Raw genomic sequence first — 16804 nt, 5'->3', positions numbered from 1 at the left:
CGCTCTTTAGGCAATGGCGCGTTGGCGGCAAGATAACATCGACAAAGGGGGGAGCTAGATGGGCAAATGGCTATGGGGCGGGGCGGCTGTCATCGCCATAATAGGTGGTGCTGGGTTGTTCTGGGAACCGCTCGCAGCCGATCGGGGTGCGCCTCCACCGACCAAAAGCTATGATGTCGAAATCGTCCGCGACGAATTTGGTGTTCCGCACATCAATGGCAAGACCGATGCCGATGCGGCCTATGGATTGGCTTTTGCCCATTCGGAAGACGATTTCGGTACCATCGAAGAGGTCGTTTCGATGACCCGTGGGCGCTATGGCGCGATCGCCGGGCAAGATGGTGCGCAGGTCGATTTTGTCTTCAACCTGTTGGGCGTGCGCGAGACGGTGGATCGGCATTATGACGAAATTCCTGCAGATGTCCGCGCGGTGCTCGATGGTTATGCCGCTGGCCTCAATGCCTATGCGGAAAAGCATCCCGAGGAAGTCAGGCTCTCAAACCTTTTCCCGGTGAACGGCAAGGATATTGTCGCAGGGTTCGTGCTGCGCGCACCGTTCTTTTATGGTCTCGATAATTACATTTCGACGCTGGTCGAAGGGAAACCGCCGCCAAATGAAAGCGCAGCGGCGATGACGCCGATTGGGCGCGATCCTGAAATGAACGGCTCCAATGCCTGGGCCGTTGCGCCAAGCCGGATGGCGGATGGCAAGACCTGGTTGATTTCGAATTCGCACCAACCGCTCGAAGGGCATGTTGCATGGTATGAGGCTGTCACCCATTCGGGCGAAGGACTGGATATGGCGGGGGCTCTATTTCCCGGCTCGCCATTCGTCCTGCTCGGCCATAATCGCCACCTCGGCTGGACGAATACGGTCAACCGGCCCGACCTGGTCGATATCTATCAGCTGTTACTCAACGAAGCGGGCGACCAGTATCGCTATGATGGAAAATGGCTGCCGCTTCAGGAAAAGCGTATCTGGCTGCCGGTGAAATTCGGCTGGTTCACCGTGCCGATCCCGCAGACCATCTATCGTTCGGTGCACGGCCCGGTGATCAAGAACGACAAGGGCGCATTTGCCATCCGCTATGCCGGGATCGACAATGTGAAGGCGGTCGAGCAATATTATCGCAACACCAAGGCGACCAGTTGGGAGGAATGGACCAAATCCATGTCGACCGGCGGCATCACCGGCACCAACTTCATCTATGCCGACAAGACCGGTCGGATCGCTTATATCTACAATGCGCTCTTTCCGGATCGGAAGCCGGGTTTTGATTACACCAAAATCCTCCCGGGCGATAAGTCAGCACCGGTATGGAAGAGGCCGGTTCCGTTTGACCGCTTCCCCAAGGTGGTTAGTCCGGCATCCGGCTTTGTGCAGAATGCAAACAATACGCCTTATCTGGCTGCGGGCCCGGGGTCTGAAATCGATCCCAAGACACAGTCGCCCTATCTCGGCATCGAATTGGGCATGACCAATCGGGGGCTGATGGGCACTGGCCTGATGATGAACGACACATCTATTACCCCGGAAGAGCTGCTCGCGATCAAGATGGACACCCGCTATGCCAAGTCGAGCTGGGTCAAACCATGGATGGACAGCCTGCTGGCGGTTGATGCCAAGGGTAATGCCAAGCTGGCGGAAGCGCAAAAACTGCTCCGCGAATGGGATTGGTCGAGCGATGGCAAGGGCAGGGCAGACGCCATTGCCGAACGACTGATCCGCCATGCGTCGCGCGCCAACTGGCGGAATGATCCGTTGCCCAATCCGCGAGAGACCCTTCAGAAAACGGTGGAAGAGTTTACCGAGCGTTTCGGTCGGCTCGATCCGGCGTTGGGCGATATCCAGCGCTTGCGCCGTGGCAAGGTTGACCTACCGATGCTTGGCGGCACCGATACGCTGCGCGCAACGACGATGTGGGATGGCGAGCAGGCCGACGGCAAGATGCGCGTGCGCCATGGTGACAGTTTCATCATGCTGGTGCGCTGGGACAAGGCAGGCAAGGTGCTATCGGAATCGATCCAGCCCTATGGCGCCGCCACCAACCGGCCGGATTCACCACATTATACCGACCAGATGAAACTCTATGTCGCAGGCAAGTTCAAGCGGGTGCATTTCGAATGGGCCGATGCGGTGAAGAATGCCAAGCGGCGCTACCGGCCGGGTTGATAGGAAAAAGGCGGGTGTCTTTTGACCCCGCCTTTCCCGCTTTGATGTGCCGCATTGGCGGCTGCCATCACCCCTTGGTTATTTCGCTGCCGAGGGCACCATATTTCTTTTCGAAACCGGCGACGTCGCCTGCAACCAGCAGCTTGGCTTGATCTACCCAATTGTCGCGGTTCGGGCGGCCGGCAAACACACCCAGCTTGGAATCGATCTCGGCGATGTCCGCTGCGCTCCAGCTGGCAATTTGCTGCAGGCTGGTGATACCGAGTGATTTGAGCTGCACCACCAGTTTGGGTCCAACCCCTTTGAGCAATTCGATATTGTCCGGGATCGCGGGTGCCGCAGCCGGTTTGTCTGCCTTCGGCTTCGGTGCGGGCTTGGCCTTGGGCTCTGCTTTCGCGACAGGAGCCGCTGCCTTGGGTGCTGCGGCTTTCTTTGCAGCAGGTGCTGCGGTCGCCTTGGCTTTTGTAGGGGCCGCCGCCTTGGCTTTGGCCTCAGCCTTGGGTGCTGCTTTTGCAACAGCTGCAGGAGCAGCTTTTTTAGGTTCGGCTTTGGCGGTCTTGGCTGGGGCCTTTTTTGCGACGGGCGCCTTGGCTTCAACCTTCGCTGCCGTCTTCTTCGCCGTTGGCGCTTTCGCTTTTGCAGGTGCCTTAGCTTTGGCCGGTGCCTTGGACTTGGTCGGTGCCGGTTCCATCAAGGGCACGGCTGCCGCTTTAACCGGCTCGGGCTCGACTGTTTTGGGAGCGACCGGTGGCGTTACGGGCTGCGTTGGCGCCTCGATCTTTGGCGCTTCTTTGGGCGGCTCTGCCTTTTTGCGTGGCCAGGCGAAAAACAGGATGGCGAGGGCCGCCACCACGATGATCAACAGAATGAGTGCGCTCGATTCCATTTTGGACTCCCCCTACAGCTCATGGCTGATGTGATTCTTGCGAGCCGCAATCTAATCCGCGCAGTGGCGCTGTCCAGTGCCCCGCATAAACCATATTCGTCGCATCTGCTTCAGCCTGCAGCTTTTTCCCGGGCAACCTCGCGCCAGCCGATATCGCGGCGGCAGAAACCGGTTGGAAAATCGATGGCATCGACTGCAGCATAGGCCAGTTCCTGCGCCTCGGTCACCGTCGCTCCGCGCGCCGTCACGTTCAGGACACGGCCACCATTGGCCACCAATTGGCCATTGTTGCTCGCGGTTCCGGCATGGAAAATACGGGCATCGCCGATTACACCAATACCAATTGCACCGCCTTTTTCAGGCGTGTCCGGATAGCCTTTTGCAGCCATGACGACCGTAAGCGCATACCCGTCGGACAAGGTCGGGCGCGCTGCCCCGGCCAATCCACCTTCGCTGGCAGCGGCCAACAGAAGCGCGGCCAGGTCGCCCTCGAACCGCATCATCAGCACCTGGCATTCCGGGTCGCCAAAGCGGCAATTATATTCGATCAGCTTTGGCCCCTGATCGGTCAGCATCAGCCCGGCGAAGAAAACACCACTATAAGGACGCCCGTCGCGCGCCATCGCAGCAACCGTCGGTTGGATGATGCGCTCCATCACCTCTGCCTCGAGTGCCGGTGTGAATACCGGAGCAGGCGAATAAGCCCCCATGCCGCCTGTATTGGGACCGGTATCGCCATCGCCGACCCGCTTGTGGTCCTGCGCGGACCCGAACGGTACGACATTCTGGCCGTCGCTGATCGCAAAGAAGCTGACCTCTTCGCCGGTCATAAATTCCTCGATGACCACCTCGGCACCGGCATCGCCAAACCCCCCGCCGAACATATGTTCGATCGCGTCGCGCGCCTCCTTCTCGGTTTCGGCGATGATCACTCCCTTGCCGGCGGCGAGGCCATCGGCCTTGATGACAACCGGCAAGCCAAAACGGGCAAGGTCTGCGAGTACCGCTGCCTTGTCCTTGTGGCGCGCATAGGCGGCGGTGGGGATGTTTTCCCGTGCGCACAGATCCTTCACAAAGCCCTTTGAACCTTCAAGGACCGCCGCATTCGCATTGGGGCCGAACACCTTAATGCCCGCAGCGCGCAGGCTATCGCCAAGGCCGTCGACCAGCGGCGCTTCGGGACCGACCACGACAAAGCTGATATCCTGTTCCTTGCAAAAGGCCACAACTGCCGCATGCTCCGTCACATTGATGGCGACGCATTCGGCGCATTCCGCGATTCCGGGGTTACCAGGACTTGCGAACAATTTTTCGCAACTCGGTGATTGCGAAAGCCGCCACGCCAGCGCATGTTCGCGTCCACCCGAACCGATAAGCAAGATATTCAAGCGATGGACTCCCCGTTTCCCGACAATGAAGGCAATTCGCGGCTGTTAGCCGAGGCAAAGGCAGGCAGCAATGCCCCTGCCTTGTCGGTTTCGGAAATTTCGAACGCATTGAAGCGCACGGTTGAGGATCGCTTTGGCCTTGTCCGCGTGCGCGGTGAACTTTCGGGTTTCAAGCGCGCCGCATCGGGCCATTTGTATTTCGGCCTGAAAGATGCCGATGCCAAGCTTGATGGCGTGATGTGGAAGGGCAATGCCGCACGACTGCCATTTGCCCCCGAAGACGGGCTTGAAGTGATCGCGACGGGTAAGCTCACTACCTATCCCGGACGCTCAAGTTACCAGATCGTTGCCGATCGGCTCGAACTTGCCGGCGAGGGCGCGCTGATGCTGCTCTTCGAAAAGCTGAAGGCGCGGCTGGCGTCCGAGGGCCTTTTCGATGGTGCGCGCAAACGGGCGATACCCTATCTGCCCAGGACAATCGGGATCGTTACTTCGCCCACCGGTGCCGTGATCCGCGACATGATGCACCGATTGGAGGACCGCTTTCCCAGCCATGTCATCCTCTGGCCGGTCATGGTGCAGGGTGACGGCGCAGCGGCACAGATTGCGGCTGCGGTGCGCGGCTTTTCGGTAATGCCGGTCGATGGACCGGTTGCTCGACCTGATCTGGTGATTGTTGCACGTGGGGGTGGCTCGATTGAGGATCTGTGGGCGTTCAACGAAGAAGTCGTGGTGCGCGCCGTGGCTGAATGCTCGATTCCCGTCATTTCCGCCGTCGGGCACGAAACTGATACCACACTTTGCGATTTTGCCGCCGACCGGCGGGCACCTACACCAACCGCTGCAGCGGAGATGGCGGTGCCGGTGCGGCTCGATCTGGCCCAGCAGATAGGGCAAGCCGACTTGCGGCTGACAGGGGCGCTGCGGCGGTTTGTCGAACGCGCAAGTGAAAGGCTTTTGGCACAGGCGCGACTACTTCCCAAACTCGCCGATATCGTCGGCAACAGGCAGCAACGTGCAGATGATCTTGGCGATCGGTTGCGGCGCGGGCTGGAACGGCGGGCCGACCTTTCGAAAATGGCCTTTGCAGGGATTAGCGGGCGGATTGCGCCGGCGATGCTGCGGCGGCGATTGGCTATGTCTGCCGAACGTTTGCAGTCGGTCCGGTTGCCGACGGCTTTGGTCGAACGGCAAATGGCGGAGCGCCGTTCCAAATTGTCGGGCCTTGATCGCCTGCTCAACTCGCTGCATCCCGAGGCGCCGTTGGGTCGGGGCTTTGCGCGAGTGACCACCGCTGATGGCAAGACCACGATCTGCAAAACCGGCGATGCCATTTCTGCGGGCAAGGTGCTTATCAACTTCGCGGATGGCCCGGTTGCTGCCAATATTGAAGGCGGCAAGAGCCTGAAGAGTGCTCCCGTGTCGAAGATCGCGCCGCCAGCAGCCCAGCCCAGTCTTTTCGGAGAAGGCGAGTCCTGAATTCAGTTACTGTGCGAAGGCGATGCCGGGAAATGGTTATGCGCGGTCTTTTCCCAACGCAGCGCAGCGCCAAACACATGCCGCAAATAGGCGGCCACTGCGCGGCGGGCAGCCATCACCGATATGATATTGGCGATAATGGTTCGCGGGACCGACAGCAGGCCCTGTCGCCAGCCATGCACCCGCGCCACGAAACAGGCGCGCACGCAGAGGCGCCAGCTCAGTAATATCGCATTCACGCCCAGCAAGAGCAGAAGGAAATCACCAAATGGTCGCGGTTGATGAGCGCCAGATCGATAACCCAGGACCAACAGGGCGGTGAGCAAGATGCACAGATAGGCCGCGGTCAATACGATCGCGGCAAATACCGCCTTGCGGTCGCGTAACCGCATCCAAAATTCGACCAGTCCGCCTTTCCAACCAAGGCGATCCCACCCGGCCAGCGCAATGCCAGTCATCCAGCGCGCTTTCTGGCGGACTGCCGCGCCCAGCGTATCGGGGAAGCAAGCGTGGGTGCCAACCAGCTGGCCATCGGCGTCCTGTATCCGCGCAAAAATGGTGCGGTTGCCGTCGCCAGCTACGCCTAGGCCAAGTTCATAATCCTCGGTCAGCGATGATTGGTCGAATGGAACGCCGCCATTTTCAAGCGCGATATTGCCAAGATGCGTGCGCGATATCGCACATCCGACGCCCGCAAGGGGGACTGCCGCACCCACCGCCTCACGCACGACCAGCGCCTTACCATGCGCCTCGGCAAATTCATCGCAATAATGGCCGCTGATCCAGCGCGAGCCGGGAACAATCTCTGGGATGACGGGCAACTGGACTGCGGTTGCACGTTCGATGAGGTAATCGAAGACCCGCAGTTCGTCGCGATGGACCATGTCCTCTGCATCGTGCAGGACAATGGCCTTGGCGCGTTTGCCCGAGGCGAGTTCATCATTCACCAAAGCCCGCCATAGATGGTTGAGGCAATCGGCTTTGGAGGTTGGCCCGTTGCTTTCGCACATGACAAGGCGTGCTTCGGCAAATCCGCTACAGCCCGCCATGATCGCCGCGACGCCGGCGCGGTCATTGGGGTAACAGCCGATATAGATCCGAAAACTGGTTTCTCCTCCGGCCCAGGCATTACGGCAGCGGTCGATCATCGCTGTAATCACCTGCGACTCCTGCCAGGTGGCAATGAATATGGCGATCAGTCCAGGATCTTTGGGCGCAGGCAGTTCATCCGCCCGCATCGGTGGAGCCATGCGGTAACGCGATAGCCACCGCCCTGAACGGTTCAGCAGCCAAAGCCCGTCGATGACCAAATCATCGATCGCGCCAATGAGAAACCAGATGGTGCTGAACAGCAACAATTCGTGCTGCCAGGTTTCGACGATCTTCCAGAAATGGGTGGTTTGGAATGGGGCTGTCATCAGGCCTGCTGTTGATTTCCTGCGCGCAAGGCGCAGCTGAAATGCAATTCAGGATTGTGCTGGCGTGCCCGAGCGGTCGAGAGTGGTTCCGATCACCATTGCGAGCATCACAGGCAGCGACCAGAAAGCGCCAAACCCGTAATACAGCATCTGCCTGACATCGTCGCTGAACAGCATGGCGAAATGCGAAACGACTGTGATCAGGTGGAAACCGGTGGCCCAAATGGGCCAAAAATTCTCGCTGCGCATGGCTAGCCAATAAAATCCTACCAGCAGGAATAGGTCGATGGCCATGACGGGAACATGGATGTGAGCCCATGTTCCAAACTCACCCGCAACCGCCGAAGCGACGCTTGCCGTCATGATCATCGTAGCGCCCGTGCGACCCGTTTTGCCGCCTGCGACTGCGGCAAAGCCACAGCACAAAGCCGCAAAAACCCAATACAGGCTGATTATCAGGGCGTCGGGGAGAGAAGCTGCGGGCATGTCCTGTCAAGACCATCGACCGTGACAATATGCAAGCCGGGGTGGTGGCTTCGACCTGCATATTGCCGTCCATTGCCGGTAATACAACGCATCCGGCAGAACGCGGCCCTGATCAGCTGCTGCTGCCGATGTTGGGGGTTTCGGGTTCAGCCAAAAGTCCGGAAAAGACCAGAGACGAGGATTGTCAAAGCAATCACCGAAGCTGTCGCCAGGACCGCGACCTGCAGGATGCGCAACGTTCGCGAGGTGCCATCTAAGTCATTATGCTTTCCTCCTACCGGGGGAGGGGCGAGAAGCTGGAGCGCATTGCGGCTCCAGTTCGTCCCGCCCGTTTCGGTAGCGAGAATGGCTGTCCGCCTGGATTGGGCAAGGTGCTGCGGCTGACTAGGCAATTTCTGCCCAAGTTCCAGATCTGCCAGCGCGCGGGCAGCTGCCCCCCGATTGGCGGCCCCAAGTTGCTGGACGGCAGCGGTTACATGATTGTCGACCGTCGAAGGCGAAAGTTCGAGCAACCGCCCAATTTCCTTTGAAGTGAAACCCCGCGCGACCAATCGCAGGCAATCTTTTTGCCGGTCGGTCAGGCGCTCTACGCTCTGTTGATCCATTGTCACCACCCACACACGGTAACTGCCTTGATGCGATAACTACCGGAACAAGCTTGCGAATGGCAACCGGTTTGCCGCATATCTGTTTCGGCATAATGCTGGTAGGTTAAAACAAAGCACCATGGATATGACGAAAAAACGCCCAGCATCGGTTCTGCGCGACTTCCTCGACAGCGAAGCCGCTGGCGGTATCATCTTGATGTTTATTGCAGCCTTGGCAATGGCGGTTGCAAATTCACCTGTCGCAGAAAATTATTTTCATCTGATCCATGCAGTAACCGGCCCGGTTCTGACGCCCAAATTGGGTCCGATGACCGTGCACCTGTGGATCAATGATGGCCTTATGGCGATCTTTTTCCTGCTCGTCGGGCTGGAGATCAAACGTGAATTTGTCGACGGCCATCTTGCCAGTTGGGCCGACCGCCTATTGCCGATGATTGCTGCTGCGGCCGGCATGGCCGTGCCGGCTGCGGTATACCTCTTCATCGCGGGCGGCGATCCCGACTTGCATCGGGGGTGGGCGATCCCGGCAGCGACCGACATCGCCTTTGCGATCGGCGTGCTCGCACTGCTCGGTAGCCGCGCCCCGGCCTCGCTCAAGCTGTTCCTGACCACCGTCGCTATTGTTGATGATATGGGTGCCGTCGCCATCATCGCGCTTTTCTATACGGCGAGTCTCAATTTGGCAGCTTTGGGTGCTGCTGCGGCGATCTGGCTTATCATGCTCGCTTTGGCACGTATGGGCGTGATGCGGCTTTGGCCCTATCTGATCCTCGCTGCCTTGCTGTGGTATGCAACGCTGCTGTCGGGCGTGCATGCCACAATTGCAGGGGTTTTGGCGGCATTTGCCATTCCGCTCAAACGCACAATAGCTGCGCCGGATGCAGAGGATTCGCCATTGCACCGGTTGGAACACGCGCTTGCCAAGCCCGTCGCCTTTTTCATTGTGCCGCTGTTCGGATTTGCCAACGCGGGCGTGTCGCTTGAGGGCGTGGGAATCGATGCCCTTCTAGCGCCGCTACCGCTGGGGATTGCACTGGGATTGTTTCTGGGCAAGCAGATCGGCATCTTTGGCAGTGTGTGGGCATGCGTCAAATTGGGGCTCGCCGCGCGCCCACGCGATGCAAGCTGGACGCAGGTTTATGGCGTGGCGCTGCTGTGCGGTATCGGTTTCACGATGAGCCTGTTTATCGGTGGGCTCGCCTTTGTTGACCCCGCACAAGCCGATGCCGTGAAGATCGGTGTGTTGATGGGATCGATTCTTTCGGCCATCTCGGGCTTCATGCTGCTGCGCTGGTGCAGCCCGCCCGTAAAAAACTGACATCGTGCGAATCAAAAAAGGGACGCGAATTGCGTCCCTTGATCGATTGCCATGGCAAGATGGGCGCAGGCCAGTCGGCCGCGGCCAGCCTTACTTGATCTTGGCTTCCTTGAACTCGACATGCTTGCGCGCGACGGGATCATATTTGCGGAAAGTCATCTTTTCCGTCTGATTCCGGGGGTTTTTCTTCGTTACGTAGAAGAAGCCGGTGTCAGCAGTGCTGACGAGACGGATTTTGACGGTGGCTGGCTTCGCCATGGCCTGTTCCTTCGGTTCGAATCGCTGAAAAAGAAAACGGACGGCGTTGAGGCCGCCCGAAACTGGCGCGCTACTGCGACGAAGCGGCCCAAAAGTCAAGCCTGCATCTGAAATTGCGCATTTTAACCGTTCGGTAACCATAAAGGCGCATCACGGCTCCAAGGCAATCGGGGGCAAACCGCATGCGATACGATCATGACCAACTGTTGTTGATTCGTGCAGAACTGGGCGAACTGGTCGAGGCGTTGCGAATGACTGCCTATGATGCCAATCCGCTACAGTTCCTGATGCGGCTGGAAAACATCCGCGAAACGTCAGCCCACCACGGACTGACAGCCATTTCCGAAATCGCCGCAACCTTTGAAGCTGCGCTGCAGCGTTTTGGTACGCATGGCAGCAATGCTGTCACCGAGAGCTTTCTGGGAATCATGTCCGACGCGATCGGCATCGCCCATTTGCACCCCGCCGCTTCGGAGGCGCTGCTTGCCTCGGTTGCCGTCCGACTCGGCGGCTGACGAACTCAGCCTGTTGGGCTAGTCACTGATAATGGACAGCCTGATCGCAACCTTCCTTTCGCTGCTATTGTCCGAAACGGGCGATCGTACGCAATTGCTTGCTGCAGCACTCGCTCTTCGTTTTTCAAATAACCGCGCGGTGATCGCCGGATTTGGCTTGGCTAGCCTTGCCAATTGCCTGCTTTCTGCATTTGCGGGTTCGTTTGTTGACGAATGGATTAGCCAGGATCCGGTCCGCCTTTTTAATGGGCTCGCTTACTTCCTTGCCGGGATCGCGATGCTCGCGTGGCGGCGGAATCTGGATTTGCTCACCCGATGGAAGACAGGGCCATTCCTGACTGCATTCCTCGGTCTCTTCATCCTGCAATTTGGCGACAAGGGCCAGTTCATCATCGGTGCCAATGCAGCGATGGCGGGGCACTGGATTTTTCCGGCTATTGGCGGCTGGCTCGGTACGATTGCGGCGGTCCTGCCGGCGATCATCCTCAAGGACAAATTGGCGAAGCTGTTGCCGCTCAAGCGCATTCGCATCGGCGCAGGCTTGCTGTTTTGCGCCTTCGGGTTGCTCCAGGCCCTGCGCGCCTGGCATTTCATTTAAAGCCGGACTTGCACTCAATCTGATTAGGCGACACGGTGCGCTGCATATTCAGGAGTGGAGGCCCGATGTCGATCAACCCGCAACCCTTTACAGTTTCGATTGCGCAAAGCGCGCTGGATGATTTGCAGACTCGTCTGGCGTTAACCCGCTTGCCCGAAAAGGAAACGGTTGACGATTGGGATCAGGGGCTGCCCTTATCTTATGCCAAGGAGCTGCTCGAATATTGGCGCAACAACTATGATTGGCGACGCTGCGAGGCGGAGCTTAACCGCTGGCCACATTTCAAGGCGGAAATCGAGGGGCTCGATATCCACTTCATGCACATCAAGAGCAGCCGTGCCGACGCCCGCCCCATGATCATGACGCATGGCTGGCCCGGTTCGGTGCTCGAATTTGTGAACGTCATTACCGCCCTGACTGAGCCTGGAGACAGCAGCCAACCTGCTTTCCACCTCGTCCTGCCTTCGCTGCCCGGATATGGTTTTTCGGGCAAGCCTGCCCAAGCGGGATGGTCGGTTGAGAAAATTGCCGAGGCCTGGGATGTGCTGATGCGCGGGCTCGGTTATGACCGTTATTTCGCACAAGGCGGCGATTGGGGCGCAATGGTCACTTCTGCCATTGGTGCGCAGAATAAGGGGGCTTGTGCAGCGATCCACGTCAATATGGCAGTCGCCGCACCCCCGCCTGAGGTAATGGCGGAACCGACGCCGTTCGAAGCGCAATCTCTGATGCGCGCCGGTTGGTATCAGGAAAAGGACAGCGGCTATTCGAAAATCCAAAGCACACGCCCGCAGACATTGGGCTATGCGCTGACCGATAGCCCGGTGGGCCAGATGTGCTGGATCATCGAAAAATTCCACGGCTGGTCGGATTGCGACGGCCATCCTGAAAATGTCTTCAGCCGCGATCACCTGCTCGACAATGTGATGCTCTACTGGCTGAACGCCACCGCAGCTTCGTCGGCGCGGCTTTACTGGCACAGTTTTGCGGCGGGCAACCTTGCCGAGGTACCGGTGCCTACCGGTATCAGCGCCTTCCCCAAAGAGCTGTTCCGTCCCTCGCGTCGCTGGGCTGAAACGCGCTACAAGAATATCGTCTATTGGAACGAGCTCGAAAAAGGTGGACATTTCGCCGCGATGGAACGGCCCGAAATCTTCATCGCCGAAGTCCGCAATTGCTTTGGGAATCTGAGCCTCTAAACAGCTTTCATGGGCAGGTTGATTGCACGACGATTGTTGACGGCGGTGCCGACACTGTTGGCGATCATCATCCTGTCTTTCATCCTGATGCGCCTCGCTCCCGGTGGTCCGTTCGATGGTGAGCGCCCGCTGGCACCAGAAGTTCGCGCGGCGCTTGAGGCGGCCTATGGCCTCGACAAGAGCTTGCCCGAGCAGGTTTGGATGTATCTTACCCGACTGGCGCAGGGCGATTTCGGGCCGAGCATGGTCTATCGCGATTTCACGGTTTCAGGGTTGGTGGCAGAGGCTTTGCCGGTATCGCTGTTGATTGGTGGCTGCGCGCTGGTGCTGGCGAGCCTGCTTGGCATTTCTACGGGGCTATGGGCTGCGCTGCGCGCTGGCAAATGGCAGGATGAGGTGCTGATGCTGGCGGCTACTCTATTGACCGCGCTGCCGACGTTCGTCACCGGGCCGTTGCTCGCGTTGATCTTCGGCCTGTGGCTGGGTTTGTTTCCGGTTTCAGGGCAGAATGACGGTTGGGATTGGCTTGTCCTGCCGGTTGTTGCCTTGGCGCTGCCGGTTACCGGCGCGGTGGCGAAACTGGCGCGTGCGGGCCTGGCAGGCGAGCTTGGGTCCGACCATATTCGTGCGGCGCGTGCTCGCGGAATTGCACCGCTGACGATATTGCGCCGCCACGCATTGCGCCCAGCCCTTGTTCCGGTGGCAAGCTATCTTGGTCCTGCGGCTGCGGCGCTGCTGACCGGGGCGGTGGTCATTGAAACCGTATTCGGATTGCCCGGCCTCGGCCGCTATTTTGTGCAGGGTGCCTTGAACCGTGATTATCCGCTCGTCCTTGGTGTGGTGACGCTCTACGCCGCGCTGATCATCCTCTTCAACCTGTTTGCCGACTTGATCTACGGCTGGCTCGATCCCCGGATGCGTGAGGGATGAGACCTGCATTGGTCATTGTCGCGTTGATTGTGCTGGCAGCTTTGCTGGTACCGCCGCTGCTTCCGTTCGACCATGTTGCGATCGATTGGGACAGCGTCCGGGTTGGCATGTTCACCGATGGCCATCTACTCGGTACTGATGATCTAGGGCGTGATCGGCTGGCGCGGCTGCTGGTGGGCACGCGGGTGACCCTGTCGGTCGCTTTGGCGGCGGCGCTGGTCGCGCTGGTCATCGGTGTTGCCTGGGGCGCGATTGCCGGATGGGTTGGCGGGCGCACCGACGAATTGATGATGCGCATTGTCGATGGCCTTTATGCGCTGCCTTTCATGTTCGTGGTCATCCTGCTGATGGTGGTGTTTGGCCGTTCCATCCTGCTCGTGTTCCTCGGCATCGGTTTTGTTGAATGGCTGACCATGGCGCGCGTGGTGCGCGGGCAGGTGATTGCGCTAAAACAGCGCCCTTTCATCCTTGCAGCAGAGGCCGCCGGCTCACCGGCTCGGGCGACGTTGTTGCGGCACATCCTGCCCAATGTTGCCGGGGTGGCGGTTGCCTATCTGATGCTGACCGTGCCGCATGTCGTGATGATTGAGAGTTTTCTCTCCTTCCTCGGCCTTGGCGTGCAGGAGCCGCTGACCTCGCTCGGTATCCTCGTGAACGAGGGTGCCGAGGAAATGGACATGAATCCCGCCGCATTGCTTTTGCCCGGTGGGGTACTGGTACTAGTGATTGCATGCCTGACGATCGCTGGTGAACGTTTTCGTGACCGGCTTGCGGATGCGGCCCGATGAGCGAGGGCTATGTCGTCCGGAATCTGGGCGTTCGCGTTGGCGATCGTACCATAGTGGAAGATATCAGCTTCTCCTTGGCGCCGGGACAGATAGTCGCGCTGGCCGGTGCCTCTGGTGCTGGAAAGAGTATGAGCGCAATGACGCCCTTTGGTCTCAGCGCCGGGGTGGCGAGCGGTTCGGCGATGCTCGACGGAATCGAACTGGTGGGTATGCCGGAACGCGATTTGAGCCGGATACGCGCGGAAAAAGTCGGCTTCGTTTTCCAACAACCGCTCACTGCGCTCACCCCGCACCGCACCGTAGGCCAGCATTTGCAGGAAGCCGCGATGCAGGCTGGCGGTGTGAAACCTGACAAGGCGGCAATGGTTGCGATGCTCGAGTCCGTAGGCCTGTCGCGGCCGGAGGAAAGGCTAGCGCAATATCCGCACCTGCTTTCGGGCGGGGAACGGCAGCGTGTTCTGATTGCAGCGGCGCTGGCGCATGGCCCGCGCTATCTTGTTGCCGACGAACCGGTAAGCGCGCTCGACGCTGCCTTGCGCGGTGAAATCATGGCACTGCTTGTGCGTCTGTGCCGCGAGCGCGGGATGGCGATGTTGCTGGTCAGCCATGACCTTGCAGGCATTGAGCATCATGCTGACCGTCTGCTGCTCCTCGAATCGGGCAAGGTGGCCGAGGCCGGACCCGCGCAGCAGATCGCAACCGCACCGGCCACTGATTATGGCGGGCGGTTGATGGCGGCGACACCGCGCCTTTCTGAACCATTACACCAGCTGCCCGACACCGGCGAAACGCTACTCGAAGCGGAAGCCATTCATGTGCATTTCCCCAAGCCGGGCTGGCGAAGAGGGCGCATCGACGCAGTTGTCGATGCCAGCCTGAGCTTGGCCGAAGGCGAAACGCTGGCGCTGGTTGGTGGTTCGGGTTCGGGCAAGTCCACATTGGGCCGGGCGATTGCAGGATTGGGGCCGATGGCCGCCGGCTCTGTTCGCTGGCAAGGCACTGCCATGCCGCCACGCAACCGACGCAGCTCTGAGCATCGGCGCCTTATCCAACCGGTATTCCAAGATCCTTTGGCCAGCCTTGATCCACGCTGGAGCGTTGCGGATATCATTCTGGAACCGGTGAAGTGGCTGGTGCCGCACGAGTATCGCGCGGAGCGCGCGGCGGACCTTCTGGAAGAAGTGGGGCTGCCGCGTGATTTTGCAGGACGCAAACCGTCTTCGCTTTCGGGGGGGCAGGCGCAACGCGTAGCCATTGCACGGGCGCTTGCGGCTAACCCTGCCATGCTGCTGCTTGATGAGGCGACGTCTGCGCTCGACCCGCTTGTGGCGGATGGCGTGGTCGCGCTGTTTGATCGCCTGCAGCGCGCACGCGGCTTATCGCTTCTGTTCATCACCCATGACCTCGCGCTTGCACGTCGCACGGCCCACCGCATCGCGGTGATGGAAGCGGGACGGATTGTTGAATGCGCGCCTCGCGAAGAATTGTTCGCTAACCCGCAAGCGGAGGCCACCCGCCGACTGATTGCCGCAAGCGGCTAAGCAGCGAAAACGGCAAAGCCGCGTTCAAGGTCGGCCTTCAAATCGCCAACGTCTTCGAGACCGATCTGCAACCGGATAACGGTTCCGTCACATGTCCATTGCGTCGCGCTGCGGTATTTTTCGGGGCGCTTGGGAACAGCGAGGCTTTCGAAGCCGCCCCAGCTATAGCCGATGCCGAACAGTTCCAGCGCGTCGACAAAACTTGCCGCCTTGTTCCAATCGCCTTTGATCACGAACGAAAATAAGCCGGACGATCCGGCAAAATCGCGCTTCCAGATTTCATGCCCGGGGCAGGAAGGAAGCGCCGGGTGGAGGACGCCTGCCACTTCGGGACGCGCTGTCAGCCAATGCGCGATATCGAGAGCCGAAGCCTCATGCGCTTTCAACCGAACCGCCATCGTCCGCAACCCCCGTGCGGCGAGATAGGCATCGTCGGGCGACAGCACTTGCCCAAGTGTTTGTGCGGTGGCTCGCAAAGCCTGCCAGTGTCGCTTGGTGGTGGTGACTGCCCCCGCCATCACATCGCTGTGGCCGACGACATATTTGGTCGCAGCCAAGATCGCCATATCGACGCCCTTATCGAGCGCGGTGAAGAAATAAGGTGTCGCCCAGGTGTTATCGAGCAGGGTGACGATCTCCCGCGCGCCTTTATGCGCCTTTGCGGCAGCACAGATGGCCGGAATGTCCGATACCTCAAAGGTGAGGCTGCCCGGGCTTTCCATCAGGATCGCTCGGGTGCGATCGCAGAATAGCTCCGATATTCCTGCCCCGATCAGTGGATCAAAAAAGCGAGTTTCAACGCCCCAACGCTTGAGAAATCCCTGCGCAAAACTGCGGCTGGGATCGTAAGCATTGTCGCTCATCAAGAGCACGTCACCGGGTTGCAAGACCGAAAGCAGCGCCCCTGCAATTGCCGCAACGCCGGAAGGGTAGAGCATGGTTCCGTGCGCGCCGGGCTCCAGCTCGGTCAGCGCTTCGGCAAGCGACCATTGGGTGGGCGCGCCGCGGCGGCCGTAAAAGAAGCGGCCGTCCTCGTTGGTCTTGTCGCCTGCATCGAGCGCCGCAACATCGTCGTAGAGATGTGTGCTGGCGCGCCAGACCGGCGGGTTTACCACGGCGCCTGTCAGCGCCTTGCGGCGGCCGCCGGTGATGATCTTGGTATCGGGTTTTTGCGGGTGCTTGGGATCGACCATGTCGCTCGTTAGCCGCTAACGCCGCT

Annotated in this window: 16 protein-coding genes; 9 read left to right on the top strand and 7 right to left on the bottom strand. The window is 59.6% G+C overall.

What is annotated here, in order from left to right; all coding sequences use genetic code 11:
• The first annotated feature begins 58 nt into the window (after positions 1–58).
• Positions 59–2173, top strand: coding sequence for an acylase (locus ACFSAG_RS03555; protein WP_381511455.1), 2115 nt, complete (start codon positions 59–61; stop codon positions 2171–2173).
• Between the two features lie 67 nt (positions 2174–2240).
• On the opposite strand, the gene ACFSAG_RS03550 is transcribed toward ACFSAG_RS03555, so the two are convergent.
• Entirely contained in the window at positions 2241–3059 is an 819-nt protein-coding gene (locus tag ACFSAG_RS03550) for a hypothetical protein (protein WP_381511453.1), read from the bottom strand.
• 110 nt (positions 3060–3169) lie between these two features.
• Entirely contained in the window at positions 3170–4447 is a 1278-nt protein-coding gene (gene purD / locus ACFSAG_RS03545; protein WP_381511451.1) for a phosphoribosylamine--glycine ligase, read from the bottom strand.
• A 3-nt stretch (positions 4448–4450) separates the two neighbouring features.
• Between purD and xseA the strand changes: the two genes are divergently transcribed.
• On the top strand, positions 4451–5926 hold the full coding sequence (gene xseA / locus ACFSAG_RS03540) for an exodeoxyribonuclease VII large subunit (RefSeq protein ID WP_381511449.1): 1476 nt from the start codon (positions 4451–4453) through the stop codon (positions 5924–5926).
• Positions 5927–5928: 2 nt separating this feature from the next.
• Here xseA and ACFSAG_RS03535 read toward each other — a convergent pair whose 3' ends face one another.
• The 3 genes from ACFSAG_RS03535 to ACFSAG_RS03525 all read right to left on the bottom strand — a co-directional run bounded on the left by ACFSAG_RS03535 (position 5929) and on the right by ACFSAG_RS03525 (position 8435).
• The gene (locus ACFSAG_RS03535; RefSeq protein ID WP_381511447.1) at positions 5929–7344 is read right to left on the bottom strand and encodes a glycosyl transferase family protein; all 1416 of its coding nucleotides are present in this window, start codon (positions 7342–7344) and stop codon (positions 5929–5931) included.
• A gap of 48 nt (positions 7345–7392) precedes the next feature.
• Entirely contained in the window at positions 7393–7830 is a 438-nt protein-coding gene (locus ACFSAG_RS03530) for a hypothetical protein (protein ID WP_381511445.1), read from the bottom strand.
• Between the two features lie 146 nt (positions 7831–7976).
• Positions 7977–8435 carry a LuxR C-terminal-related transcriptional regulator gene (locus ACFSAG_RS03525; RefSeq protein ID WP_381511443.1) on the bottom strand — a complete coding sequence of 153 codons (459 nt, stop codon included), beginning with the start codon at positions 8433–8435 and terminating at the stop codon, positions 7977–7979.
• 127 nt (positions 8436–8562) lie between these two features.
• On the opposite strand from ACFSAG_RS03525, the gene nhaA reads away from it, so the two are divergent.
• The gene (gene nhaA / locus ACFSAG_RS03520; RefSeq protein ID WP_381512030.1) at positions 8563–9756 is read left to right on the top strand and encodes a Na+/H+ antiporter NhaA; all 1194 of its coding nucleotides are present in this window, start codon (positions 8563–8565) and stop codon (positions 9754–9756) included.
• Positions 9757–9846: 90 nt separating this feature from the next.
• Here the strand turns inward: nhaA and rpmG are convergent, their stop codons facing one another.
• Entirely contained in the window at positions 9847–10014 is a 168-nt protein-coding gene (gene rpmG, locus ACFSAG_RS03515) for a 50S ribosomal protein L33 (RefSeq protein WP_374612488.1), read from the bottom strand.
• Positions 10015–10196: 182 nt separating this feature from the next.
• Between rpmG and ACFSAG_RS03510 the strand changes: the two genes are divergently transcribed.
• From ACFSAG_RS03510 to ACFSAG_RS03485, 6 genes are all read left to right on the top strand, one after another.
• Positions 10197–10529, top strand: a complete 333-nt coding sequence (locus ACFSAG_RS03510) for a hypothetical protein (RefSeq protein ID WP_381511441.1) — start codon at positions 10197–10199, stop codon at positions 10527–10529.
• 31 nt (positions 10530–10560) lie between these two features.
• Positions 10561–11127, top strand: coding sequence for a TMEM165/GDT1 family protein (locus ACFSAG_RS03505; protein WP_381511440.1), 567 nt, complete (start codon positions 10561–10563; stop codon positions 11125–11127).
• Between the two features lie 65 nt (positions 11128–11192).
• On the top strand, positions 11193–12326 hold the full coding sequence (locus tag ACFSAG_RS03500) for an epoxide hydrolase family protein (RefSeq protein WP_381511439.1): 1134 nt from the start codon (positions 11193–11195) through the stop codon (positions 12324–12326).
• 9 nt (positions 12327–12335) lie between these two features.
• Positions 12336–13256: an ABC transporter permease gene (locus ACFSAG_RS03495; protein ID WP_381511438.1), complete on the top strand. Its 921-nt coding sequence runs from the start codon at positions 12336–12338 to the stop codon at positions 13254–13256.
• Positions 13253–14044, top strand: a complete 792-nt coding sequence (locus ACFSAG_RS03490; RefSeq protein WP_381511436.1) for an ABC transporter permease — start codon at positions 13253–13255, stop codon at positions 14042–14044. The genes ACFSAG_RS03495 and ACFSAG_RS03490 overlap by 4 nt, the downstream gene beginning before the upstream one ends.
• Positions 14041–15585: an ATP-binding cassette domain-containing protein gene (locus ACFSAG_RS03485; RefSeq protein WP_381511434.1), complete on the top strand. Its 1545-nt coding sequence runs from the start codon at positions 14041–14043 to the stop codon at positions 15583–15585. Before ACFSAG_RS03490 ends, ACFSAG_RS03485 begins: the two co-directional genes overlap by 4 nt.
• Here ACFSAG_RS03485 and metC read toward each other — a convergent pair.
• Positions 15582–16778, bottom strand: a complete 1197-nt coding sequence (gene metC / locus ACFSAG_RS03480; protein WP_381511432.1) for a cystathionine beta-lyase — start codon at positions 16776–16778, stop codon at positions 15582–15584. The two genes, ACFSAG_RS03485 and metC, sit on opposite strands and share 4 nt — an antisense overlap.
• Positions 16779–16804: the final 26 nt, after the last annotated feature.

Source organism: Sphingorhabdus buctiana, assembly GCF_042680825.1.
In the GTDB taxonomy this organism is placed as follows: domain Bacteria; phylum Pseudomonadota; class Alphaproteobacteria; order Sphingomonadales; family Sphingomonadaceae; genus Sphingorhabdus_B; species Sphingorhabdus_B buctiana.
Note: the sequence above shows the minus strand (reverse complement) of the source record. Positions and strands in the feature narration are given on the sequence as shown.